This window comes from Streptomyces hyderabadensis, from assembly GCF_020404845.1.
GTDB classification, from domain to species: domain Bacteria; phylum Actinomycetota; class Actinomycetes; order Streptomycetales; family Streptomycetaceae; genus Streptomyces; species Streptomyces hyderabadensis.
Map to the genome: position 1 here is coordinate 66,731 of NZ_JAIOJZ010000030.1, position 26,304 is coordinate 93,034.

Consider the following 26,304-nt stretch of genomic DNA (forward strand, 5'->3'; position numbering starts at 1 on the left):
GAACTCCTTCGGCCAGGCGCCGATGCTCCGCTGACCAGACACCCCCCGGCCCCGGGAATTCGCCTCCCGCGCCCGGTTCCAGGCAGACATGCCCGGTGTCATGAGGAGCCGGACCGCAGTCGCCGGTATGACGAGTGCACCCACACGGGCGGCGCACTCGTCAAACGCCTGACAGTACTCCCTCGGGTGCCGCTACTAACGGGGTGACGGCGGCGCCGGCGAGTGCGGAGGTGAAGTCCACGTGCGGCACCTATACCTGTGTCGCCACCGCATACCAGGGCCGCGACTACGTCCAGGACATCACCGTCACCACGAGGGACGGCCTGCCGGGAACACTGCGTGCGTTTGCTGGCGACTACCGGGGGAGCAAGGCGAACGCCTCGCGGTGGCGGTTCGTCGTCAACCGGGAAATCAGGGCCTATCCGAGGCTGGCCGTCTGCGGCGGACTCGACCGCGGTGGCAGGGTCATCGAGAACCACTGCGTGATGATCCCCTGAAGCCTGGACAGGTCCCGCGCCACCACACCACGAGCCCTGAGTGGACCTGCAGATCGACCAGGTCCCGCTGGAGGGAGTCGGCGAGGGAAGCGACCAGCCGCTGCGGAGGTGGAGAAGTCCTGTCCCGAAGACGTCCGGAGCGGGTGGGGGCACGGGCAATGTCTTGCACCCGTATGCCCCGCGCGACGCGTATGCCTGGTGGTGTTCTCAGTCGTCGTTGCACTTCCAGGAGATGGAGACGGTGATCGCTCCCTCATTCGGGGCGTAGGCATCTCTCACCTCCGCAGGCATCGGCGCTGAGCCCATGGCGATCTTCCATTTGCCGGACTTGAGGTAGGCCAGGCTCATTTTCCCGTAGGTCGCGTCGTCAGAGTGCTCAGCATGGCCATCGAGCGGCCACCCACGGTTCTGCATGAGGGTGAGGATCGCCTCGAACTCCGTCTTGCCGAGGACGTTCCGGGTGGGTGCGGTGCCGTGCACGATGCAGAAGCCGCGCCGTTGGTCCTGCATTCGCAGCTTGCTGGGGGCCACAGCGAACTGCACGTCACGCTCGACTTGCCGCAGGGTCTTCGCGGGGGCCTTGCTCTGCCGTGCAGCCGGGGAGGCAGAGGACGCCTCGCTCTTGTCCGGCTTCACCGAGGCGTCGTCGCCGTCCGGGCTCCCGCTGCAACTGGTGACAGCCAGGATGGTGACCACTGCGCTGGTCAGGCCGTGTCTTCGCACTGTTTTCCCTTCGAGTACCGGACCGATCATGGTTCGCGGTGGGCGCAGTGTGTCACGAGGGTTGACGACCTGTACATCAACAACCAGGTGACAAGGAAGTCTTGGGCCTGTCCGAGGACATTCTCGCTCGTTGGTCAAGCTGCAGTCCTTCAGCGAGTCGGACCGCGCTCGAAGACTGGAGCGCCGGCCGCGGACATCTGGCGCGAGGGGACCTGTCGTCTAGGTGTCAGATGAGCATGGATGGCTCCTCGATGATCTGGAGCAGCATCTCGACGCCCTGTGCACAGACTCCCAGCTGAGTGTGGCCGTGTGATCCTGCGCGTCGGCGAATCCTGGGTCCGCGGAGTAGCCGAGCAGGCCGACGCCCATGATCGGTCCGCTGACGGGTGCGGCATGCTCATCGCCGTCATCAGCCGCTACGGCGGCGAACTGCTCGTCATCATCCACCGTCTACGACGGGCGCCTATGCCAGCGCCGCCGCACTGAGTGGTTGCAGCTGGCTGGAGCACTCCACTCTCACAGCCGCCGTCGGGTGCCTCAAGGCTGGCAACATCCCGGTCAACTGCGCTCGTGAGCAGCTCATCGCACTGGCCCGCGAACGGCACAACCATGGTTGTAGCGCCGCGCGCATCGTCCCTCCTGTGCACTTGGGAGGCCCGGACTCGTGGGGGTTCGGACTGCCCGCGGGCGGTGCCGATGCATGGGAGGGACGGCACGTAGGACCGAAGTTCCGGCGGGTCAGACTGCCGCCCTAACGGGTCATGATGGTTACGTAAACGTGATTACATGTCGTACAACCATGCTCAAACGTGGGGTTCCTCACGTGGCCTTCCGGAACTTGGCGTGTTGATGTCCGTTTCCTTCCCGTTGACCTGGCGTTCTGTTGAGGCGTTAGTTACCCCTGGCTACTTTGTGAATCTTGTGGGCGGGGTGTGGCGGGGATGTGGATCCGATTGCGTGCTGGGCGGCGAGCGCTGCCCGGGCGGAGGGGCCGTGCGGGGGGACCGGACGGAAGACGCGGCCGCGCAGCGGGCGCGGGGCTGACGGCGGCCGTGTGCATGGCGGTCGTCGCCGCCGTCGTTCCGGGACCGGCGGCTTACGCCGTGGCTGAGGACGAGCCGCCGGCTGCGCCGTTGTCGGAGGGGCAGAAGGCCCTCGAGCAGGCGCAGGAGTCCGGTCGGCGGGTGGAGGTGACCGGGGAGCGCACGGCGCGGACGACGGTCTTCGCCAATCCGGACGGTCACACGTTCACGCTGGAGGAGTCTTCCACACCGGTCCGCGCCCTGGCGGCGGACGGTGGGTGGCAGGCGCCGGATCCGACGCTGGTGAGACGTGCGGACGGCACGGTGGGCCCGAAGGGGGCTGCCGTGCAGATGGCGTTCTCCGGGGGCGGCGACGCCGGCCCGCTGGCGCGGATCGAGGACCAGGGGCGCTCCTTGGCGCTGGACTGGCCGGGCCAGTTGCCCGTCCCGCGCCTGGAGGGGTCCAGTGCCGTGTACCCGGAGGTGCTGAAGGACGTCGACCTGCGGGTGACCTCCACGCCGGAGAGCTTCAAGTACGTCCTGGTGGTGAAGACCCCCGAAGCTGCGGCCAGTGATGATCTGGAGAAGCTCACTTTCGGCCTGGACACGCAGAACCTGACCGTCCGTGAGGGGGCGGCGGGGAACCTGGCCGCGGTCGACGGCAACGGCACCACGGTCTTCAAGGCGCCGCCGGCCCGGATGTGGGACTCGGCCGGCCAGGACGCCGACGGCGGGACCGCACCGCAGCTGGTGACCGTTCAGGCCGCCGACATCCCGGGCGGGGCCCAGGAGGGGCAGCCGTCGGACCCGGCGGAGAGCGCACCGTCCGGCTCGGGCCAGGAACCGGGCCAGGGAGACACCGTGGCTCGCATCGACGTCGAGGTCACCCAGGACGCACTGTCGGTCATCCCCGACACGAACATGCTGACCTCCACCGAGCCCTCGGCCTTCCCGGTCTTCATCGACCCTCCGGTGACGTGGGGGGAGTCGGAACGCACGCTGCTGCGCAGTGACGGCTACGAGTCCTACGGCTGGGGCAACGGGGACGACGGCCTGGGCAAGGGTGCGGGCAAGTGCGGCTCTTGGTCCGGCTACTACTGCGGCCCTGGCTACGTGCAGAAGCTGTACTTCGAGTTCTCCCCGGACAGCCTGAAGGGCAAGAAGATCCTGGACGCCACCTTCCGGGTCACTGAGCCGTGGGCGTTCCAGTGCGATCCGCGCTGGGTGGATCTGGTTCGCACCAACAACATCTCTTCCTCCACCACCTGGTCGTCACGGCCGAAGGAACTCGACTGGATGGGCGACCGGTGGGTGTCCGCGGGCCGGGGCTCGCTGTGCGACCCGGACTCGCCGGATGCACCTATCGAGTTCAACGACAACCCTGAGGAGTCGAACGAGAACCTCACTCCGACCGTGCAGAGCTTCGCTGCGGGCAAGTTCTCCCGCCTCACCCTGGAGATCCGGGCGCACGACGAGTCGGACACCTCGGCGTGGAAGCGGTTCAAGAACGACGCCGTGCTCGCGGTCGACTTCGTCGGCCTGCCGGAGAAGCCCAGCGCTGTTGGACTGCAGGGAGGCGGGAGCAGTACCAAACCCGTCTGCAATACGTCGGAGAGCGACCCGGCGATCGTTTCCTACCCCGCGCCGAACCTCAAGGCCACTGCGCAGACCAAGGCCGGAGGGGAGAAGGAAGCGCAGCTTCGCGTGTACTTCGACGTCGACGTGAAGAACGCCGACGCGAGCTGGTCGGACGCCACCCCGCCCTCGACCGGCTCACTCAGTCCCTCCACGGGGTACGTGGCAGACAATCAGGGTGTTTCACTCAAATGGTCAAGTCTGGCCGAGGGCAAGCTGTACCGCTACCACGCCTGGACCTGGTCCTACTACAACAACGGATCCCATCTGAGCAGCGACGCCTCCAACGGCTTCTGCTTCTTCAAGGTAGACCCGACACGCCCCAAGGCACCGAAGATCACGGTCGGAGCACCGTACAGCGAGTGTGTGACCAACGACTGCAAGGCCGGTGGCGGGCCTGGGACAGCCGGCAAGTTCACCTTCGCGCCTGCCGAAGGCGACACAAACTCCGCCTACCTGTACCGGCTGTCCTCCGACGATGGCTGGTCCACGGTGCAGGGCTCCACGAAGTCCGTGACGATCGCGCCGCCGAAAGCGGGCCTGTACAGCCTGTACGTGATGCCCAAGGACGTGATCGGCAGGATCGGGGCGGCCTCCGTGGTCGATTTCCTCGTCGATGTCGGTGAGGAAGCAGTCGGGGAGTGGCACTTCTCGGAGGATGATGGAGCAGCCCTCGACTCTGCCAAGACCATGGACGACGCCGACGATGCGAGCCTGGCCGGGGGAGCGGAACGCGACGACCACGGCCGGCTCGGCGAGATCACCCACGACGCGCACGACGCCCCTCAGGCGCCGGAGACCGACAAGGCCCTGTCCCTGAACGGGACCACGAGCTACGCGGCCACGGCTGGCCAGGTCCTGGAGACCCGGGCCTCCTACACGATCTCCTCGTGGGCACGGCTGACCGAGGCGCCGACCCACAACTCCACGGTCCTCAGCCAGGACGGCGAACACCGCAGCCCCTTCGCCCTCGGTTACGAACACTCGAAGGGCAGATGGGCGCTGCGGGCGGTCAACAAGGACGCCCCGGTCACCGACACCTGGTCCTACGCCCAGGTCAACTCGGCCAACGCGCCGACGATCGGAGCGTGGACTCTCCTGACCGGCGTCTACGACGCGGAGAAGCAGGAGATCCGGCTGTACGTCAATGGCAGGCTGCAGGGCACAGCGCCCTATACGACCGCGTGGGCGGCCACCGGCCCGCTGCAGATGGGCCGCATGCGCTGGTCGGACATCTACAGCGACTATTTCACGGGCAACGTGGACGAGCCCGCCGTGTGGCAGCGCGCTCTGCAGCCGGAGGAGATTGTGGATCTGGCGCAGCCGATGAACTCGCCGAACCGGGCGGCGGTGGAGCTGGTGGCGGACTGGTCGGCCGAGCACGGCAGCGGCACCACTATCCCCGACAGCACGGCCTCGGGCTACGGCACATCGCTGACCCTGACCGGCGGAGCGTCGCTGAACGACCAGGCCATCACCCTGGACGGCGGGGACGACGCAGCCACCGCACCAGGACCACTTGTAGACGACTCCGGCTCGTTCACCGTCACCACCCTGGCAGCCCTGGACCCGGACAAGCTCGCCTCCAAGACCGACGGTTACATCGGACAGGTCCTGGGCCAGCGCACCACGGACGGCTCGGCATGGGGCATGTGGTACAAGCGGACCGGCAGCACCAGCGAGTTCGACGAGACGACAGGAGAGTTCAAGACCGTCCCGGAGGGCTTTTGGTACTTCGGCCGGCTCAACGCCGACGGAACCCTCGACGCCGTGGCCTCGGAAGCAAGCGCAGCCATGGACGACATGGTCCGCCTGACCGGAGTCTTCAACGCCGCTGACGGCACCATCACCCTCTACGTCGGCAACATCGCCAACGGCACACCTCAGGTCTTCACCGCGCAGGCCGGAACAGGTGACTTCGCCCTCGGGAAGGGCTTCAGCAGCGGGAAATGGCAGCACTACCTGCCCGCCCGGGTGCGCGAGGCACGTCTGTGGGCCGGAGCGATGACGACGCCAGAACAGATCAGTGAGACAACCGTGGGCGACTGACGGTCGACCGCTGAGGGGCGGACACCGGTGTCCGCCCCTCACCACATCAAGCGATGGCACACGCGGCGGCGCGCTGCGCGACGGACTTCTTTCGTAGGGACTGGGTGGGGCAAGAACCATGGTCTTTGGCATAGGCACCTCAAGACGCCGGGACGGGGCAGGCCAGCATGGCAGGGGCCGGCTGCTGGCGCAGGCAGTGGCGCTGGCGCTGATCGTCCCGACCGGGCTGGCCCAGGTCGCGCTGGCAGCAGAACAGGAGGGCCTGGGCCGCCCCGATGTCCCCAAGTCCCCCGTGACGAAGGTCAAGGCCTTCGAGGCCGACGCGAACAAGGCACGGGCCAAGGTCGCCAAGGAACGCAAGGCCAACGCCCAGCAGGCCAAGAAGGCCACAGCAGAACGCAATGCCGCCTGGCCGAAGCAGGCCACGACAACGCTCACGCTGAACAGCGGCAGCAGCGCCAAGATCGCTCCGGGTGGCCTGCCCGTCACCATCACTCCGACCACCGGCACCAGCAAGCGCTCCACCGCCCCGTCCGCTCAAGCGGACGGCGAGGCACAGCTGACCGTTCTGGACCAGAAGACCGCCCGCAAGGCCGGGGTGACCGGCGTCCTGCTCACCGCAGCCGCCGAAACACCCGGCACAGCGAACGTCCGCGTGGACTACAGCAGCTTCGCCTCGGCGATCGGTGGCGGCTGGTCCCAGCGGCTGCACCTGGTCCAGTTGCCATCCTGTGTGCTGACGACTCCGGACAAGGCAGAGTGCCGCAAGCAGACGCCCGTTCCTTCTGACAACGATCTCAACGGTCAGGCGGTGTCTGCGAAGGTCACCCTCAGCCGGGCGTCCGCCGGGCCGTCCCCTCAGTTGCTGGCCGAGGCGGGCAGTGCCGCCCCGAACGCGACGGTGCTGGCGGTGACGGCTGCCCCGGCCGGGTCGGGTCAGTCACCCAAGGGTGCGGGCGACTATTCGGCGACGAAGCTGTCGGAGTCCTCGTCCTGGCAGGCAGGCGGCAGCTCCGGCTCCTTCACCTGGTCCTACGGCTTCACCATGCCCCCGGCTGCGGCGGGCCCGGTGCCGCCCCTGTCGCTGTCGTACGACTCGGGCAGTGTCGACGGGCGCACCGCCACGACGAACAACCAGACCACATCGGTGGGCGAGGGCTTCACCCTCACCGAGTCCTACATCACCCGCACCTACGGCTCCTGCGACGACGACGGTCACGACGACGTCTTCGACCAGTGCTGGAAGTACGACAACGCGAGCCTGGTCCTGAACGGCAAGTCGACCCGCCTGGTCAAGGACAACACCAGCGGCGCCTGGCACCTGGAGGACGACGACGCCTCTACGGTGACCCGTTCCACCGGCGCCGACAACGGCGACGACAACGGTGAGTACTGGACCGTCACCACCGGCGACGGCACCAAGTACGTCTTCGGCAAGAACAAGCTCGACGGCGCCGGCACCCAGCGCACCAACTCCACCTGGACCGTCCCCGTCTTCGGCGACGACTCTGGCGAACCCGGCTACGGCGGCGGCGACGCCTTCGCCGACCGGGCGCTGACCCAGGCCTGGCGCTGGAACCTCGATTACGTCGAGGACACCCGCGGCAACGCGTCCACGTACTGGTACACCAAGGAGTCGAACTACTACAAGAAGAACAAGGCGACCAAGGCCAGCGAGCCCTACGACCGCGGCGGCCACCTCGACCGTATCGAGTACGGCCTGCACAAGGACGCCCTGTTCACCGACAAGGCCGACGCCAAGGTCACCCTCACCTACAAGGAACGCTGCACCGCCTCCGACTGCGGCAGCCTGACCAAGGACACCGCCGAGAACTGGCCGGACGTGCCGTTCGACGCGATCTGTTCCAAGGACGACGACGAATGCAACGCGGCCGGTCCGTCCTTCTTCACCCGCAAGCGCCTGACCAGCATCGACACCTCCTCCTACAACGCCACCAGCAGCGCTTACGACCCGGTGGACTCCTGGGCCCTGACCGAGAAGTACCTGGACGGCGGTGACATCGGCGACAGCTCCGACCAGGTCCTCACCCTCACCGACCTGAAGCGGACCGCGAAGGCCGGCGACACGGCCATCACGGTCGACCCCGTCACGTTCACCTATCAGACGCGGCCGAACCGCGTCGACGGCACCGACGACATCCTCCCCCTGACCCGGCCACGGATCTCCACCATCACCTCCGAGACCGGCGCCGTCACCGCGGTGACCCTGTCGTCACCGGAGTGCACGCGCAGCGAGGCCCTGGACGCGGCACCGGACACCAACACCCGCTCCTGCTACCCGCAGTACTGGCACATCAACGGGAACGAGAACGCGGCGATCGACTGGTTCCACAAGTACCGCGTCACCGCCGTCGGCATCCACGACGCCGCCGTCACCAACCCCGCCGTCGAGTACGCCTACTCCTACAGCGGCGCCGCCTGGCACTACAACGACGACCCGTTCACACCGAAGGACGAAAGGACCTGGTCCGACTGGCGCGGCTACCGCCAGGTCACCGCCTACACCGGCGCCGCCGGCGGCACCCGCTCCAAGACCGTCTCCCTCTACCTGCAGGGCATGCACGGCGACAAGAAAAGGGACGGCACCACCAAATCCGTCACCATCAACCCCCTGCTCGACACCGACGTCGACTTCTCCGGCACCTCGGACGTGGACCGCTGGAAGGGCCTGCTGCGCCAGCAAGTCACCTACAACGGCAGCCAGCCCATCAGCAGCGTCTTCAAGAGCTACACCTACAAGAACACCGCCACCCAGACCGTCCCCGACGCCGCCGACCACACCGCCCTGTGGATCCGCAACACCACGACCAACACCGGCACCTACCTCACCGGCTCCCAGACCTGGCGCAGCCATGTGACCACCAAGCGGTACGACGACCTCGGCATGGTCAACGCCGTCGACGACTACGGCCAGAACGCCGTGGGCGGCGACGAAACCTGCACCCGCACCTGGTACGCCCGCAACCCCGACGCCGGCATCACCAGCCTGGTCTCGCGCACCCGCACCGTCGCCAAGCAGTGCTCAGTCACCGACGCCAGCCTGAACCTGCCCGCCACCAGCACCACATCCGGCGACGTCCTCGCCGATACCGCGACGGTCTACGACAAGACTGACGCCACCACCTGGCTGGCTACCCAGAAGCCCACCAAGGGGCAGGTCACCTGGACCGGCCGCGCCACCGGCTACACCACCACGGCCGACAGTGACGGGCAGCGCCTGCCGTCCGGCTGGCAGACCGTCGCCACCACCACCTACGACACCCTCGGCCGGCCACTCGCCGTCACCGACACCGCCGGCCGCACCACCTCCACCGCCTATACACCCGCCGACGCCGGCCCCCTGACCAAAACGGTCTCGACCGACCCCAAGGGCTACCGCTCCTACAGCTTCCTCGACCCCCGCCGCGGCCTGGCCCGGCAGAGCGTCGACATCAACAGCAAGATCACCGAGCAGAAGTACGACGCGCTCGGCCGGGTCACCGAGGTGCGGCTGCCCAACCGCAGCAGCAGCCAGAAACCGAACGTCACCTTCGACTATCACCTCGACAACACCAATCCATCCTGGGTGTCCACCTCCACCCTGACCAACGGCGACACCTACGTCACCAGCTATGCGGTGTACGACTCCCTGCTGCGGCCGCTGCAGACCCAGTCCCCGACTCCTGACGGCGGACGGCTGCTGACGGACACGCACTACGACACACGCGGCCTGGCCTACAGGGCGTTCGCCGACATCTTCGACAACAAGAGCACCCCCAACGGCACCTACACCCGCGCTGAATACGGCGGTGCCCCCAAGCAGACCGAGACCGTCTTCGACGGCGCTGCCCGCCCCACCACCAGCACCTTCTACGTGGGCGGCGTCAAGAAGTGGGCCACCACCACCAGCTACACCGGCGACTCCACCGCCACCACCGCCCTCGACGGCGGCTCCGCCCAGCGCACCATCACCGACATCCGCGGCAAGACCATCGAAACCCGCACCTACGCCGGTGAAAGCCCCGCCGACGCCGACTTCGGCACCGGCCCCGGCGCCACCTACACCACAACGAAGTTCACCTACGGTCTCGACGGCCGCCAGAAGACAATCACCGGCCCCGACGGCGCCACCTGGTCCTACGGCTACGACCTGTTCGGCCGCCAGACCAGCACCGACGACCCCGACAAGGGCAAGGCAACCAGCCAGTACAACGCCCTCGACCAGGTCATCAAGACCACCGACTCGCGCGGCAAGTCGATCCTGAGCGCGTATGACGAACTCGGCCGTCCCACCGGCACCTGGGCCGGCTCGAAGACCGACGCGAACCAGCTCACCGGCTACACCTACGACACCCTCCTCAAGGGCCTGCCGACCTCGTCCACCCGCTACATAGGCGGCAAGAGCGGAGCCGCCTACACCCAGGCCGTCACCGCCTACGACACCATGGGCCGCGCCACCAACACCGAACTGCGACTGCCCGCCAGTGACCCATTCGTGAAAGCCGGTCAGTCGGCCACGGTCGCTTCGGAAACGCACTACAACATCGACGGCACTCTGAAGCAGACCACGGACCCGGCCCTGGGCGGCCTGCCCTCCGAGATCGTCGGCTACAAGCACGACGACCTCGGCAACCTCACCGCCATCGGCACCTACCTGCCCGAGATCGACTACTCAGCCCTGGCCCTGCCGCTGCTGCTCACGCGGGGCACCGACGAAGACCGGGTCTACGTCGCCAACCGCTTCGAAGAAGGCACCGACCGCCTCACCCAAACCTTCACCCAGGACCACACCCACGACTACCACCTACAAGAGCTGAACTACAGCTACGACCAGACCGGCAACGTCACATCCATCAGCGACCCCACCACCCTCGGCGGCACCAGCAGCCCCGAAACCCAGTGCTTCACCTACGACGCCCACCAGCGCCTGACCGAAGCCTGGACCCCCACCACCCAGAACTGCACCGACACCCGCAACGCCAGCGCGCTCTCGGGCCCGGCTCCGTACTGGACCAGCTACACCTACAACACCGCAGGCCAACGCGCGACCGAAACCGAGCACACCAGCACCGCCACTGCCAAGACCACCTACTGCTACACCAACACTGAACAGCCCCACACCCTGACCGGCACCACCAGCAAAGCCGACTGCACCACCCCCGAACGCACCTACACCTACGACACCACTGGCAACACCACCGAGCGTCCCGGTACCGGCGGCGACTCGACGCAGAATCTTGCCTGGTCGGACGAGGGCAAGCTCACCCGCCTCACCGAAGGCGACCAGTCGACCGACTACCTCTACGGCGCCGACGGCACCCTCCTCATCCGCACCACCGAAAACGGCGAACGCGTCCTCTACGCCGGCACCACCGAACTCCACCTCCGCGCCGACGGCACCACCTGGGCCCAGCGCTACTACACCGCCGACGGCCTCACCGCCGGCATGCGCACCAACCAGACCGGCACAACCAAAGTCACCTTCCTCATCAGCGACCACCATGGCACCTCCAGCCTCGCCGTTGACAGGCTCGACCAGAAATTCACCAAGCGCTACACCACCCCCTTCGGCGAAGACCGCGGCAAGCCCCTTTACGGACCCTGGCCCGACGACAAGGGCTTCCTCGGCAAGACACGCGACACCACCACCGGCCTCACCCACATCGACGCCCGCGAATACGACCCCACCATCGGCCAATTCATCAGCGTCGACCCTGTACTCGAAGTCGATAGACCTCAAACGCTCAATGGCTACAGCTACGGAGCGAACAGTCCCGTCACTCAGACGGATCCCACCGGGACCAGGCTTGGCGACTGCGTTGGCGGTTGGAACGAATGCGGGCCCAACGGGACCGGCGGCATCAAAGACCAGCACCAAGTCCCCGACGACAGCGGAACCGCTGCTGCTGGCGACGACGGATGGACCGGAAGTCACTCACCGTCTTCGAACGACGCTGACCAGCTCATCGGCTGGTTCTCCGAGTACAGCCCGAATGGACGTGCACCGGACGGTGATTACTGGTCAACCCCGATCATCCAAGACAATGGGCCGGGCCAGGCATGCTTCGGGCGCGAGGGATGCCGCCAGGCATGGCTGTATCTGATACGCGGGGGCGACGACCTCGGTAAGGCCAAGCACATCGCCGCGACTTACTGCCTCGACAACGCCGCGGCATGCGTCGACGACGCCGAGGCATACGACCGTGGCAAGGTCGTCGAAAGTCTCGTCTACTTGGCGATCGGAGGAGGTAAGGGGAACCGAGTTGCTAAATCACTCGGCTGTAAATGTTTCCTCGCCGGAACCGACGTTCTCATGGCAGACGGCGGGACGAAGGACATCGAAGACGTTCGGCCCGGCGACGAGGTGATGGCGAAGGATCCGGAAACAGGCGAAGAGGGTCCAAGGAAGGTTACGCGCCTCATTCGGACTGAAGACGACAAATACTTCAACGTCTTGTCCATAGCCACCGAAGACGGTATCGAGAAACTTACAGCCACCCACGAGCACCCGTTCTGGTCTCCATCGGAAGACGCTTGGGTAGAAGCTGGCAACCTCGCACCCGGCACGACCCTCCTCACCGACGACGGTGACACGGTCCTTGTTACTGGCAATCATGCCTACATCAGCCACGCCGCTACGTACAACCTCACTGTCGACGACATCCACACGTACTATGTGTTGGCAGGACAGACTCCAGTACTGGTACACAACGCTGGCGAGTGTCCTACTACCGGGATTCCTCATGGTGCGTTGGGAGAAATGGCCACGCTGGATCGGCTTCAGAGTTCGGGCTACACGAACATCACCAGAGAGGTGAGATTCAAGACAAGTCAGGATGACGTTTTCCGTGCAGACTTCGTTGCCCAAGACCCGTCGGGTCGCTGGGTTGCGGTGGAAGTCAAGACTGGCCGTGGTGCATCCCTGACAGAAAACCAAAAGATCGGATATGCAGAGCTCGGTCGCGGCGGGGCAGTCCTGAACACAAGTAGGGTCCCTGGATTGAAAAAGGGGAGCAGGGTCACTATGAAGGTAGAGGTGGATCTGTGGAAATGTCCCGACTGTGCGCCGTGAAAATTCGAAGTTTCGATGAACTTATTGGAGATTCCGATGGGCTCTAAGGCTGCTGTACTCGTGCTTACGCGTGAACGCCCGGAACGCATATTCGAAGACACTTCCGGGATGGATCAGTCCAGGTCGATCAATCTTGCAGAGAAATTTCTTGGCGGAATTCCTCGTCAGTCAGGAGTGGTTCCATTGGACCTGGCTGTCTGGCCGGAGGAGGGGGCGGCATGCGTGGCGAGTTTTCCACACTTCGACGTTGTCTGCTCGCGCAAGATCGCCCAAGATCGACCTAGTGAAATCATTGTTGATATCGCCCGCCTGGCGGGTCTGAGGAGTGCTTATGCGGTCTGCATGGAGAGCTCCAGGGACTGGACTTCAATCCTCGCTTGGTCCCCCAAGGGTGTAACCCGGGCGGTGAGTTTGAGTCCGGAGGGAGGAGTGGTTGAAGATGTGGGGAAAAGACTCCCTTTCGAGATCCCCTTCTGGGCAGGCAAGTACCCTGTTCGGGAGAGGGGCTATCAATTGCCATTCCATCCAATTGATCTAGGAAATGAAGCTCTCCGAGTCTTTTTCGGCTTCATCCTTGAAGGGGCAGAAGATGACCTATGCGTAGATCCGGAAGAGATCGAGATTCCGATCTTTCACTGCCCTTGACAGTAGCTTGCCTAAACTGACGGCCTGCAGCCACCGCGTGCGCAATTGTCAAGATGTGTGGATCGAGGACATGCGGAGCGGCGGCCGCTCCACTGCGACACCGCTTGCCCGCTGCCTCCGGAACTCATATCGAAGAACACGGGCGTCGGCACGGAGCCGTCGGCGAGCAGCACACCGACCGCGCCCTCATGGGAGGTCCCGAACTCCTCCGTCGTCCACGTCTCCCGCTCACCCTCACCCATGCCGCCCCTCCAGCGTGTCCTCGTACTCCGGCACGCCCCGTGACGGGGCGCGCTGGCCACGACGATGCCGCAGTGACGGCGAGCCGCACGACCGGAATCACGAAAGAGGGACCGCTCATCTTGGGGCGCTCGTGAAACCGGCCCGAGGCGCCGCCTGGTCTGGTTGGCCAGGGGAGGGCGAGCTCTACGCGGGTGGGTGCGCGGTGGCGGCCTGCCACAGGGGGCGGAAGTAGTCGGGAGAGCCACCGAGGATGCCCAGCAGCAGGACGAGGGTGGGCCAGTCGCAGGGCTCGTCGCGTTCCAGCATGGCGGTGACCTGGTGGGCATGGAGTCGCCAGCGTGAGTGGACGCAGATCTGCTGCGGGGTCGGCTGGCCGGCCCGCACGTGGAGGGTCCGCAGGGCAGTGGCCAGTTTGCGGACGGCCTGCGCGTGGTCGCTCACGCCGGCCGAGGATGCGGCTGAGGTAGGACGGGGAGCACTGGGCACGGCGGGCGATCTCCTGCAGGGGGATCTCGGAGGCACGGGCCAGCATGGACAGCAGGGGCGCGAGGGTGTTGTACGCGGGCCCGGTGGCCTCGGCTTCGGCGGGTAGCGTGCCGTCGCTCGGGCTGCTCGTGCTGTAGTGCCGGGAGGGCCCGCTCGACAACGCGCTCAGGGACAAGGGGAGGGCACGCAGGCGGGACACCTGGCGCAGACGACGCAGCACGTAGTCATCGGTGTACCGGTGCCGGGCCGTGTCTTCACTGATCGTCACTGCCTGCCCGATACGCGACCAGGTCACCTGCCGCAGCCGGGCACGCCCACCAGACCCGGCGGTCAGACAGTCCAGCCGCACCCGCATCTACTGCGCCTGGTGCAGGACCTCTTCCGGGTCGTTACCGCTGAGCTGGCCGCGCGGAACACGGGCATCGTCCTGCAAAGCTCGTATCACGTTGCCTAATGTGTCTGCGAGTTGGCCAGGCGCGGAGCGGGGCGGGGCTTTTGGGGCGGTGCGTGTCGCGGACGGCTTGGGCGCAGCTGCCGACGGGGGTGGCCCAGGCCGCGCTGGCCTGTCCGGGCTCTAGGCCCGCCGGGCGCGACCGCACAGCATCAGGGGCGCGCACGGTGTCACGGACCGACCTCTGAATGCATGTTCGTTCCATCCCTTATCGGGGCGTATCGGAGGCAGAGAGTCGTTATGCGTCGAAGGGTGGGGGCAGTTCACGGTTAGACCGACAGCGGATCCCCTTTCTTGGGAGGACAGAGTCGTGGAGTCAGCCATCCAGCAAGAGAAGGTCATGCTGCTGTTCAAGCAGCTCGATACCGACGCGGACGGGTTCATCGACCGCCGGGATGTGTCCGCGCTGGCACAGCGCATCCTGAGCGGGGTCGGGGAGGACGGTGACTCGCCCAAGGGGCGGGAGTTGCTGAGCGCCTTCGACCAGGTGTGGGAGCAACTAGCGCGTGACGCGGATGCCGACCGTGACGGGCGGGTGTCAAGGGAAGAGTTCACGCAGGGCATGCGGGCGGGCCAGCTCACGTCGCAGGACGCCTACGACCGCTACTTCCACCCGGGTGTCGCGGCTGCCTACCGGGTGATCGACAGGGACGGGGACGGTGTGGTGTCCCGGGCGGAGTTCGGGGCGTTGCAGCAGGCGTTCGGTACGCCCGCCGACCAGGTCGACCAGATCTTCGGGCAGTTCGACACCGACGGCAACGGCCTGCTCGATGCCACGGAGACGACCCGCCACGCCCGGGACTTCTACCTGAGCACCGATCCGTCTGCCGCAGGCAACGGCCTCTTCGGCCCACTGCCAGCCTGACCCCCGCCCCCCAGTCAGTGGCAGGGCCCGCACGGTCCTGTCCTGGCGAGCCGCAGGGGCGGCCGGACGCGGCCGAGGTACGGACAGACCTGCCCTTGGTAGGGCGGCTCCACCACGACAGCACGCCCCGGGGCGTCGAAAGACATGAGGACGGGAGCCACAGGTGCAGGCGAGAAGGACCGTGCGGTCGGACAGCGTCCCCATGTCGGCGCTCGACCGGGGCTTCTCCTGGGCAGCCGCACAGACGCCGTCAGCGACCGACACGGACTTCGGCGCTCTGCTGCGGGTACGCGGCACGGCCCCGGACCGTGACACGTTGCGACGTATCCTCGCCGCGGGCGTCCAGCGCGCGCCGGTCCTCGCCTACCGGCTCCAGGCCGGCCGATGGAAGCCCTCCAGCGACTTCGACATCGGCCGCCACCTGAGACACCACTCGCTGGTTCCGGGCACGGAACCGGCCGAGGCCGTGCCCTGGGTGAAACGCCGCACCCTGCCCGACAGTGCGCCACTGTGGGACCTGACGGTGCTGGACGGCTACCGCGACGACGAGTACGCGCTGTGCTACCGCGTGCACCACGCCTTCCAGGACGGCGTGGCGATGGCCGCGACGCTGGAAGCGCTGTTCGGCACCCGGCAGCTTCCGCCGCCCACTGCCCCCGCGTCAACAGGGACAGGCCGTCCGGCCTCGCCACGCCGCACACCCAGAAACCTCGGGGTGGATCTGGCGGTCCCGGTGCGCCGCGGGCCGGTGTGGCCACCGGGGGTGGTGCCGCCTACCGGGCGTCGGTGTCTGCACGTCGTCGACCTCGACCACGCCGCTGTCCGCGCTGTGGCCCAAGGGGCCGGGGCGACTCGTAACCAGGTGTGCCTCGCCGTCCTCGCCGGTGCCGTCCGCGACTGGGCCTACGACGGCACCTTCCCCGGTGGCAGGCATTTGGGACCGAAGGTGACGCTCCCTCTGCATCTGCGGTCCGGTGACGCGCACGCGGCACTGGGCAACACCCTGGGCATGCTCCCCATCACCCTGCCCTGCGCCCTGGACCGGCCCGCCGACCGCCTGCACCACCTCATGCAGCAGACCAGCCCCCAACGCCTGGAGCGCCACCGGGCACGCTTCAGGACGGTGCTGCGCGCGGCACCGTTCTGGTTGCTGCGGCCGCTGTTCGCCCGGCTCGCCGACCCGCGTTACATCGCGGCGATGGCGACCACCATCCGCCTGTCGCCGCGCCTGGCCGTGGCAGGCGCACCGGTACGCCAGGCGGTCTTCCATCCACCGCTCGCCCCCGGCCACACCGTGGTGTTCGGCATGCTCCAGCACGGCGAGCGCGTGAGCGTGTCGGCGCTGCACGACACCGCCGTCCCCGCCGCCGGCCTGGCAGCGTGTCTGCACCAGGCGCTGGCCGCACTGCACGCCTCACCGTCACCCGACAGTCCGTAACACGGGACGCGCCGTTCAGGAGACAGCATGGGCTTTGCCAGTTCAGACGAGGTCGTCACCTACATCGGCGGCATCTTCAAGGACGCGTTCGCCGACCCGGAGATCGGCCCGAAGCTCACCGCCACCGGGCAGGTCTTCCGGTTCGTCTTCACCGACCCCGAGGCGACCGTCTGCGTCGACGCCCCCACCCAGTCCGTGGGGGACGGCACCGGCCAGCCGCCGCCGGCTGCGACGATGCGCATGGCCGCCGAGGTCGGCAACGCCTACTGGCAGGGAAAGGTCAACCTGCCCATGGCGATGGCCAAAGGACAGATCACAGTGCAGGGCAACGTGGCGAGCCTGCTGAAACTGGCCCCGCTGGGCAAGCGGCTGTTCCCCGTCTACATCGCACGCCTGCACGACACCGGCCGCGCAGACCTCCTGCTGTGAACCCGGCCGCACCCCCACCGCCCCGGTCTGGGCTGCGCGACCAGGCACCTGGCTGCCCAAGCCGCCCGGACCTCCCACCCGCCGCACCAGGAGCCCACCATGACCTCATCGGCCGCCCGCGCCCCGGACCGTCCGTCGCCACCGCCACCGCTGAACGTCACCAGCCTGTCGTTCTGGGGACAGACCGCCGATGAACGGGAGGACACCTTCCGCCTTCTGCGCGCCGACGCTCCGGTCAGCTGGCAGCCGCCCATGGAGGGCGCGCTCATGCCGCCGCAGCAGGAGGGACTGTGGGTGGTCACCCGCCACGAGCACGTTCTGGAAGCCAGCCGCAGACCAGAGGTGTACTGCTCCAGCCAGGGATGGCAGTTCGAGGAGGTGCCCGAGGACATCCTGGAGGCGGCCAGCTCCATCATCGGCATGGACAACCCCCGCCACCAAAAGCTGCGCCGGCTCGTCAGCTCAGCCTTCACCCCACGCCAGGTCACCCGGCTCATCGAACAGATCCAGCACCAGGCCCGCCAAGTCGTCGACCGCCTTCTGGACGCCAAGTGCGGCGACTTCGTCGACCTGGTCGCCAAGCCGCTGCCCATGTGGACCGTCAACGAACTCATGGGCCTCGACGACAACCTGCGCGAAGAGGCGACCGCCCTCGCCGACGGCATGGTCTCCTACAACGACCCCGCCGTCGCCGCCGGCCGGGAAGCCGGCCAGGTACTCAACGACTCCCTCGTCGGCCTGCTCACCCTGGGCCTCGACCTCGCCGCCCACCGCCGACGCCACCCGGCCGCGGACCTGATGACCAACCTCGTCCAGGCCGAAGTCGACGGGCAGAAACTGACCGACGAGGAGATCGCCTCCTTCTTCGTCCTGCTCACCGTCGCCGGCAACGACACCAGCCGCAACGCCACCAGCCACGCGGTACGCGCCCTGCAGGACCACCCCGACCAGCGCCGCACCCTCACACAGGACTTCCCCGGCCGCATCGACGCCGCCGTGGAAGAGATCCTGCGCTGGAGCAGCCCCGTGATGACCGTCCGGCGCACCGCCACCCGCGACACCACCCTGGGCGGCCAGCACATCCGCGCCGGCGACTGGGTCGCCCTGATGTACCCCTCAGCCAACCGCGACGAGCGCGTCTTCACCCACCCCGAACGCTTCGACCTGACCCGCACACCCAACCCGCACGTCAGCTTCGGCGGAGGCGGCCCCCACTACTGCCTGGGCGCCTTCATCGCCAGAGCCCAGCTCAGAGCCATCCTGAACGAACTCCTCCACCGCGCCCCCACCCTCGAAGTGGACACGCCCGAATACCTGGTCAGCAACTTCGTCCACGGCATCAAGCACATGCCCTGCCACATCACCTGACACCCCACCACCAGCTCCCGGCAGCCCGCCGTCACCCACGCCGTCACCCCCGGCGCGACACCGAAAGGCACCCAGCATGACGCCCGGCCACGACGCCGCAGCCCTCCTCGAGCCCGCACTGGCCGAATGGCCCCTGCCCCTGAACTCCCCCCTCGATCCGGCACGCATCGACACCGCACAGCACAACAGCCTGATCTGGGCCGAACACTTCCACCTCGCCACCGGAACCACCGCACAGCAACGCCTGCGCGACCTGCGCGCCGCCCAACTCGCCGGCTACGGCTACCCCAGGGCCGACGACCACATCCTGCTGCTGGGCATCCAATGGGTGACCTGGTTCTTCCTCCTGGACGACCTGTTCGAAGACGGCCCCACCGGCGCGACAACCGACCAGTCCACCCAGGTCACCGAACCCCTCCACCACATCCTGGACGCCGCCAACACCGCAGCCCCACAACCAGCCCAGTCGGCCGGAGGACTGCAGGCCGCCTTCGCCGACCTCCTGGACCGCACCCGAGTGGTCATGGCCCCGCTCCAGTTCCGAGAGCTGTCCACACACCTGCACGACTACTTCCACGCCCTGGTCGACGAAACCACATGGCGCGAACGCAACACACCCCCCGACCTGCACACCTTCCTGCGCCTGCGCCGCGACACCGCGCCCGCCCTGCCCCTGCTGGACCTGGTGGAACAGGCACAGAACATCCGCCTGCCCACCAGCTTCTACGACAGCCCCGAATACGACACCATGCTCGGCACCGCAGCTGACATCGCCTCCTGGATCAACGACGTTTTCTCTGCCCCCAAAGAACTCGCGGAAGACGGCCTGTTCAACCTCGTCCTCATCATGCACCGCTCCGACGGCCTGACCCTGCCCCAAGCCGGACGTGCGGCCGTCGCACGGATCAAGCAGCAACTGCAGGCCTTCAACGACGCCCAACAGCGCGTCCAGGGCGACCACCGAGCCGGCCTGTACTCCGACGAAGGACATGCCGCCATCCGCTCCTGGGCCAGCGGACTGCTCGCCTTCCAGCAACACGCCACGTGGTACTTCCACCACCCCCGCTACGGCCACCTCACTCCAGCCGCCACCAAAATCCCCCAGCCACAGTGACCGACCTCCCGCTCTCATCCAGGGCCGCGAACAGACGACACACAGCCCGGGCGCAGGGCGTCCATCTGCCCGCTGCAGCATGCCGGGAGTCCACTACGCGAGGAGGAGCAGCACCGCGCATGGACCGTCTTTCCCGGACGGCTCGGCCGTCGACAGCTGGCAGGGGGGCGCGTACGGCAGCCACCGGGCGCGCGCCGAGCTGCACGCATCCTGCGTGCCGCGCTCGCCCTGCTCTGCACCCCGACCGGAGTTGCCTGTTCCGTTTGCTGGTGGGGGAGCGGCGGGCAGCCAGACGAGGCCCATTCCGACCTGCACGATGAGGAAACCGATGTACCTGCGCCAGCAGTCTGCCGGTCCGCCCGACCGCCAGCAGGTATGGCAGGACGTCGCCCGCCACCATGACCGGCTGATGGCCCTGGTGCGAAAGCGTCTCCCCACTCGGCAGGACGCCGAGGACTGCGTGCAGGAGGCCATGATCCGCACTGCCGCCTACCCGGGCCTGGACCTTGCCCGGCTGGGCCCGTTCCTGACCACGGTGGCACTGCGTCTGGTCGCCGACTTCTACCGCGTCCAGCACCGCCACCGGACGCTCGCACACCGCGCGTACGTGGCGGACGTGCCGGTCTCCCCGGAGAACGACATCTGTGATGCTGCCTTCGGACGCTGGTTGCTCGAGCGAGTGCATGCCCTCCCACCGCGTCAGCGTGACGTCCTGCTTGCCCGCGTGGAGGGTCTGCCGGTTACCGCGTTCGCCGTGCGGCAGGGCATCTCCGCGAAGGCTGCCGAAGGGGCCTATACCCGCGGCCGGGCACGGCTGCGGGAACTCGCGCTTCGGGAGCTGGCTGCCTCCGCGGCGAGGGCTGACGCGTTCGTGGCCGAGCCAGGACCGCTGTGACTGTGGGTTTGGTCGGCCTCGTCCTGGGAGGCCGGTGGGTACGACGAGGGACGCTGCTCCGGACCGGGCAAGCGTGAGGAGAACCCGGCGGGGTCGTCGAACAACCTGCGCGGTGACGTGCTGCGCGTGCTCGGAGTGCTGAAGGTCGCGACGGTCGAACAGATCCAGCAGATCGCAGCACCGCACCTGAGCTACCGGCACACCGACAAGTCGACCCCGTCGAAGCGGAAGCAGGCCCGCACCGCCTCCCACACCGGGGCGCTGTCGGATCTGCGCAAGCACGGCCTGGCGGAGAACGGCGGGCAGCTCCCGGGCGGGGACACGCTGCGCAACCTCACCCCGATGGGATTGAAGGCCGCCGCGCGCGAGCTGGGGCGGCCGGTGGGAGAGATGGGCAACCCGGCCCGCGGCGCCGGGCGCACGGGCGCCTCCCACCCGATGACGGTCAACGAAGCCGTGCTCGCCCTGCTGCGCCCGAAGCCGGACCTCGCCCAGCTCGCCAGCGAGCCGGCCGACGTCCGCGCCGCCGCGCAGGCCGCCTTCGACGCGCCCGCCGGGTTGGGCACCATCTCCTCCTACGCGACCGAGGTGGCGCTGCCCGCGACGGGAACCTGGGCCAACCCGGGCAAGGGAGGCGCCCAGGCGGACATCGTCATCACCGCGCCCGAGGGCGGGGTGCCGCTGTTGTTCGTGGAGATCGACAACTGCTTCGAGTCGGCGCAGGTCCTCGCTGCGAAGATCGACAAGTACATGCGGTTTGGCCAGCGGAAGGTGAAGGACACCGGTGGCAAGGAGCGGCCGATGTGGCGTACCCGCTGGTGGGTGCCCGACGGCCGCCGCGGCGACCAGCCGCACCCGCCGCTGCTGCTCGTCTTCAACCGGATCGGCCCGCGCAACCCCAACACCGTCATCGCGCAGCTGGCGGAGCTGACCGAGCGGCATTGGAAGGGCTTCTGGTACGACGCCGGCTTCCACATGTACGACGGCAAGCTGCCCATCGTGGTCACCGGCATGAAGCAGCTCCAGGAGCACGGCCCGGCCGGGGCGGTCTTCCGGCGCTTTGGCCGGCGGCAGAACCAGACCCTCCTGGAGGCGATCGGCAACCCGCGCCGTGAAGCCCACGACGCCCGCAAGCAGGCCGAGTACGCCGCCCGCCAGCGGGAGCACCAGGAGGAGCTGCGCCGCATCGCCGCACAGCACCGGGCCGAGAAAGAGGCCCGTCGTCCCGTGTGCGCCGACTGCGGTACCCGGTTCACCGACGAACGGTGGAAAGCCGTCGAGCCCTCCGGATGGGGCGCCCCGCGCGAGACCCACCCGCACCTGTGCGACGACTGCAAGCAGCGCGCCATCACTGCCGAACGCCAAGCCGAGCAGGCCGGGCACGGCCACCAGGAGCACGGCCAGGCCGTGCCCGAGCAGAAGGCCGGCGGCACCTGGCTCTCCCGCCTCCGCGGCTGACGTCCGAGCGGAAACCACGGCTGGGCAGGACCGTCCTGCCCAGCCGCAGCGGCTACTCCCAGGGTTCGGTAGCGCGTGCCACAGGGCGCCGAACGAAGCTCAAAACTTCATCAATTACACGCCCTCACGGTGGCAGCACGGGCAACCTATGAGTAGGCAAAGGAATCCGCCCTCACGACTGGGTGGATGTACAGCCTGAATTACCTCGGCCACCATCCCAGTTAGATTCGGGGGAATCTCATGGACGCGGCTAGCGTGGCGGTCATCGTATCCGCTGCAAGCGCAACTTTCACCGGGGCAAACATGCTTATCACTGCTCTAAATTATCGCAGAGATAAGCCTCGGGTTCGAGTATCCCTAGCCGGTCAAGGACCTGCCTACCGAACCCTGACGAAAGCGGAAATCGAATGTCGGCACTGGTGGGGCAACGGCCCCGATGTGGATAAAGTCTGGGCGGAGCCTTGTTTTGAGGTGCTGATCGAGAACCTGAGCAAGACTTCCGTTAGGGTAATCGGCGTAGAGTCATCCGTGACTTCATCTCCGCTCGACCATGCGTGGCGCGCTCTGTGCGCGGAAGAAAGAAGTGACACTTCCAGCTTCGTCACTGACTGCAAAAGACCAACGTTTGAACTGGCCCCGCTCCAGTCAGTAATTTTCGTCGGCTACACAACAGGCATCGGGAGTGGGCACGACTGGAAATTCTCCGAAAAGCAAGGCTCCTTGCATGTGCGAGCCCGCGTCAAACTCGAGAATGGTCGCACGGTCGAAGGGAAAGGAAAGGAGTGGCGTTATGCAAAACTGACACAGATTGGAACGACGAAGTCACACCCCAGTACCAATTATGGCATCCTACAAGATCTCACCGAAGGTGTGGAGCGCTTCAATGTCTATGCCGGCAACTCCCGCGAAGAATCGTCAGTTCGCGACATCATTGGGGCGGCTTCCCTAAAGGCCCAGGCGAGGGAACTTGAAAAGCTGCAAAATAAGTTCGAAAAGGTTGGCCGACGGGCGATTCGGAAGGAGCGAATTCGGCGGAAATTCGCGAGACTTGATAGGCCTACAGATTAGGCGTGTTGATCGCGTACTTGAGAGGTCCGTCTCATCGGGTCTAGCCCCGTGCCCGATCTACGGGCCGCCGCTTAACATTGGCCGAGGGAAATCCCAGCGGAGCGGCGATCCCAAACCGGCGGTAGCGGGGCTTATGGAGAGCGCTTAGCAATTTGCCCAGCGTTCAACGGGCAACCATCGATCCGGAACTGGCTTTGACCTGCGGAACCCGACAGAGGCACTGTGCACAGCAGCGGCCGGGATGAGATCCTCGGCACCCCCTACAGCGACCTCGACCTGGTCGTGTTCCTTGAGGGCACCGGTGTCGTCGAACCCGAGGCCATCTGGGACGCCCCGCAGTGGGTGGAGTGGCGTGGCGGCCACGCTCACCAGTTCCGCACCGCCGGTCAGCCGATCAGCTTGTGCAGCACGGGGACGCTGAGCCCGAAGGAACCCAAGCCCGCAGCGACGGCTGTGGGCACGGACTTGTCGTGGAGGAACATGAGGCCGCCCATGACGAGGCCGATGATGACGGCTGCCAGAAACACCACGGCGGCGTGCACCGACAGCAGCGGGGTCTCCGACGGCGTCCCTGCGCCGGCCGGGGCGGGCGGTTCGGGGCGGGTGGGGATGGGGGCGTGCGGGTGCGGGTCCCGAGACATCGGGAGTCTCCTACGAGGCGGAGGAACAGAGACGGCGGACACCTGTGGTGGTGTCGTCCGCGTGGGGGTGGCGCGCGCCTCGCGGTCGGCGGTCCTGCTGCGGCTCTCTGGAGAGCGTCCCTGTGGGGCTTCGGCCCGGCCCAGGGTGGGCGTGTTCAGCGTAGCGGCGGTCGGCGCGGGTGTTGCCCCGGGTGCCTGGCGGGTGGTCACCGGTACTGCCTCCGGCGTGAGTTCGACATGGCGGGCGGGACAGTGACAGGGCGCAGGTGCTTGTGTCTCGTCCTGGCGGGCACGGCTCCTTCACCCCGTAGGGCCGGAGTCCGGGACCCGGACAGCAGCGACCGGGAGGAAAGATTCCGGGGTACGACGAAGGCCCGGACACCTGGTCCGGGCCTTGCGCTGTCGATGGGGGTCTAGGAGGTCGACTGCCCATAAGGGAGTCAGTGACCTTGCGTCTACTCGTGCTCTCCTTGGCGGCGGTTGGCGACCCAGTCCGGATCGCGTGCGGGCGTCGGCGCTCGGGTCTCGGTGGTTGGGGCGCGCATGATGCGCCAGCTGGTGCGCGGTGCGGTGACGGCGTGGGCCAGGACGACGACGGCCTGCCGCCCGGCGCCGCCCCGGACCCACGTCCCGGTGAAGCGGACCTGATCGGCCGCCCAGTCACCCAGCCGCCGCCACGGGCGCAGCCGCCCGAGCAGATAGCCGGCCGCGAGCGCGGCGGCCGCGGTGACGACGATGCCCACCATCAGGACCACCGCATCCCGATCGCGGACAGCAGCTCCATCCGCTCCGGCGTCAGCGTCGCCGCCCGGGAGCGCTGGTTCCCGATCCAGGCCCCCAGCTTGTGCTCCCGCTCCTCCTGGCCCTCGCCGCCGACGATCCGCTCAACCCACTTCCGGGGGACCTGGAGGTGCCCCTCCCGCTCGTAGAACTGCTTGGCGGCCTCGTAGTTCATCGCCCACTTGTCAGCCTGCGTACGGCGCGGCGGCGGCTTCTCCTCCTCGGCCGCGGGCTCGATCCCGAGGACCTGCTCGCACATCCACTGCTGCACGGTCGTGAGTTGGTCCCACCCGAGTCGCACCGACTGCACCCACCGCCCCAGATCCTCGCCTTGGCGCACGACGTCGCCCGCCTCGGTGGGCAGTGCCTCGCCTGCGTCCAGGTGCATCCTCACCAGGTGGAAGCACCGCTGCCACGTCACCGGCCAGGCCGGGCACCAGGAGGCGTCGATCTCCTCCAGCTGCTCGCGCCGCTCGTCCGACAGGGCCCCGGCCGACGACTGAACCGGCAGCCCCTCGGCACGCCGCTGCTCGATCTCGGCAGCCTTCCGGGCGGCGGCCCGCGCGTTCTTGAGGAAGATGCCCACCTTCGCGCCCTGGAAGGTGGCGTCCAGCGGGGCGAGGAGGTGCCCGTGTTCGGCGGCCCAGCCGCGCGCGGCGGACAGGCCCTCCTCCCACGCGACGTCGTAGTGGCTCCAGATCATGCCGAGCTTCTCCAGCTGGGCGATGCGGTCCTCGTCCAGACGGCCGCGGGCGTAGAACCGGCGAGCGTCGGCGGTCCACTGCCCGAGCGGGAACCCGGCGAGTGAGGCCGGCCATCCCTCGCCCTCCGCCTCCTGGTAGTCGACGGCGGGCACCCGGAACGTGAACGGCACCCGGAGGTCGCCGTGCTCGCGGACGTAGATGACGGCGGCCTCCACACCGCGCCGCCAGTGCTCGTGCTCCGGGTTGAGGACCCGCAGGTTGATGAACGCGGCGAGCGCGGCCGGGTCGCGGGGCGTGGAGAACTTCAACAAGGCCATGGCGGGGGCACTGACGCCCCCGGAGCCCTCCCCGCTCCCGCCCGCGCTCTTCCCGCTGTCGTCCTTGCTGACGGGCTTGTAGCGGCTCGGGGCCTGCTGCTCCGCAAGAGTCTCCACGATCCGCGCGTCGTACGCCCGCAGCGCCTCCAGCAGCTTCGCCAGCCCGCCGAACGCCCTGCTCGTCAGCATGTTGTCCGCCGTCTCGCCCGGCCCGAGCAGCACCGGCACCACGAGCGAGGCCACCTTGCCCTCGCCCGGCTGCATCCGCAGCGCCCGGCCGACGGCCTGGACCAGGTCCGGCATCGAGCCGCGTACGTCGGCCCAGTAGACGGAGTCGCAGTGCTTGGTGTCGACGCCCTCGCCCAGGACCTTCACCGAGCAGAGGAAGCACTTCTCCACCACGG

General features: G+C 67.5%; 17 protein-coding genes. 12 read left to right on the forward strand and 5 right to left on the reverse strand.

Annotation, left to right across the window (positions count from 1 at the left end):
• Positions 1-230: 230 nt before the first annotated feature.
• Positions 231-497 carry a hypothetical protein gene (locus K7854_RS22990; protein WP_226028439.1) on the forward strand — a complete coding sequence of 89 codons (267 nt, stop codon included), beginning with the start codon at positions 231-233 and terminating at the stop codon, positions 495-497.
• 207 nt (positions 498-704) lie between these two features.
• Here K7854_RS22990 and K7854_RS22995 read toward each other — a convergent pair whose 3' ends face one another.
• Positions 705-1,250: a hypothetical protein gene (locus K7854_RS22995; RefSeq protein ID WP_226028440.1), complete on the reverse strand. Its 546-nt coding sequence runs from the start codon at positions 1,248-1,250 to the stop codon at positions 705-707.
• 1,028 nt (positions 1,251-2,278) lie between these two features.
• Here K7854_RS22995 and K7854_RS23000 point away from each other — a divergent pair.
• The 3 genes from K7854_RS23000 (at position 2,279) to K7854_RS23010 (ending at position 13,643) form a co-directional block, all read left to right on the forward strand.
• The gene (locus K7854_RS23000; protein ID WP_226028441.1) at positions 2,279-5,926 is read left to right on the forward strand and encodes a laminin G domain-containing protein; all 3,648 of its coding nucleotides are present in this window, start codon (positions 2,279-2,281) and stop codon (positions 5,924-5,926) included.
• 118 nt (positions 5,927-6,044) lie between these two features.
• Positions 6,045-12,998: a polymorphic toxin-type HINT domain-containing protein gene (locus tag K7854_RS23005; protein ID WP_226028442.1), complete on the forward strand. Its 6,954-nt coding sequence runs from the start codon at positions 6,045-6,047 to the stop codon at positions 12,996-12,998.
• Between the two features lie 36 nt (positions 12,999-13,034).
• Positions 13,035-13,643, forward strand: a complete 609-nt coding sequence (locus K7854_RS23010) for a DUF6928 family protein (protein WP_372481061.1) — start codon at positions 13,035-13,037, stop codon at positions 13,641-13,643.
• A gap of 426 nt (positions 13,644-14,069) precedes the next feature.
• On the opposite strand, the gene K7854_RS23015 is transcribed toward K7854_RS23010, so the two are convergent.
• On the reverse strand, positions 14,070-14,327 hold the full coding sequence (locus K7854_RS23015; protein WP_226028444.1) for a hypothetical protein: 258 nt from the start codon (positions 14,325-14,327) through the stop codon (positions 14,070-14,072).
• A gap of 806 nt (positions 14,328-15,133) precedes the next feature.
• On the opposite strand from K7854_RS23015, the gene K7854_RS23020 reads away from it, so the two are divergent.
• The 8 genes from K7854_RS23020 to K7854_RS23055 all read left to right on the forward strand — a co-directional run bounded on the left by K7854_RS23020 (position 15,134) and on the right by K7854_RS23055 (position 23,458).
• Positions 15,134-15,688 (forward strand): EF-hand domain-containing protein, encoded by a 555-nt coding sequence (locus K7854_RS23020; RefSeq protein WP_226028445.1) that lies wholly within the window; start codon positions 15,134-15,136, stop codon positions 15,686-15,688.
• A 163-nt stretch (positions 15,689-15,851) separates the two neighbouring features.
• Entirely contained in the window at positions 15,852-17,126 is a 1,275-nt protein-coding gene (locus tag K7854_RS23025) for a wax ester/triacylglycerol synthase domain-containing protein (RefSeq protein ID WP_226028446.1), read from the forward strand.
• A gap of 27 nt (positions 17,127-17,153) precedes the next feature.
• Entirely contained in the window at positions 17,154-17,555 is a 402-nt protein-coding gene (locus K7854_RS23030) for an SCP2 sterol-binding domain-containing protein (protein WP_226028447.1), read from the forward strand.
• A gap of 99 nt (positions 17,556-17,654) precedes the next feature.
• Entirely contained in the window at positions 17,655-18,923 is a 1,269-nt protein-coding gene (locus K7854_RS23035; RefSeq protein WP_226028448.1) for a cytochrome P450, read from the forward strand.
• Between the two features lie 76 nt (positions 18,924-18,999).
• Positions 19,000-20,037: a terpene synthase family protein gene (locus K7854_RS23040; RefSeq protein ID WP_226028449.1), complete on the forward strand. Its 1,038-nt coding sequence runs from the start codon at positions 19,000-19,002 to the stop codon at positions 20,035-20,037.
• A 328-nt stretch (positions 20,038-20,365) separates the two neighbouring features.
• Entirely contained in the window at positions 20,366-20,932 is a 567-nt protein-coding gene (locus K7854_RS23045) for an RNA polymerase sigma factor (RefSeq protein ID WP_226028450.1), read from the forward strand.
• 117 nt (positions 20,933-21,049) lie between these two features.
• Positions 21,050-22,390 carry a replication-relaxation family protein gene (locus K7854_RS23050; RefSeq protein WP_226028451.1) on the forward strand — a complete coding sequence of 447 codons (1,341 nt, stop codon included), beginning with the start codon at positions 21,050-21,052 and terminating at the stop codon, positions 22,388-22,390.
• 255 nt (positions 22,391-22,645) lie between these two features.
• Positions 22,646-23,458: a hypothetical protein gene (locus K7854_RS23055; protein ID WP_226028452.1), complete on the forward strand. Its 813-nt coding sequence runs from the start codon at positions 22,646-22,648 to the stop codon at positions 23,456-23,458.
• A 386-nt stretch (positions 23,459-23,844) separates the two neighbouring features.
• On the opposite strand, the gene K7854_RS23060 is transcribed toward K7854_RS23055, so the two are convergent.
• The 3 genes from K7854_RS23060 to K7854_RS23070 all read right to left on the reverse strand — a co-directional run.
• Positions 23,845-24,099 (reverse strand): hypothetical protein, encoded by a 255-nt coding sequence (locus K7854_RS23060; protein ID WP_226028453.1) that lies wholly within the window; start codon positions 24,097-24,099, stop codon positions 23,845-23,847.
• Between the two features lie 455 nt (positions 24,100-24,554).
• Positions 24,555-24,845 carry a hypothetical protein gene (locus K7854_RS23065; RefSeq protein WP_226028454.1) on the reverse strand — a complete coding sequence of 97 codons (291 nt, stop codon included), beginning with the start codon at positions 24,843-24,845 and terminating at the stop codon, positions 24,555-24,557.
• A partial coding sequence (locus K7854_RS23070; protein ID WP_226028455.1) for a helicase associated domain-containing protein occupies positions 24,845-26,304 on the reverse strand: 1,460 nt, incomplete at its 5' end. The genes K7854_RS23065 and K7854_RS23070, both read right to left, overlap by 1 nt.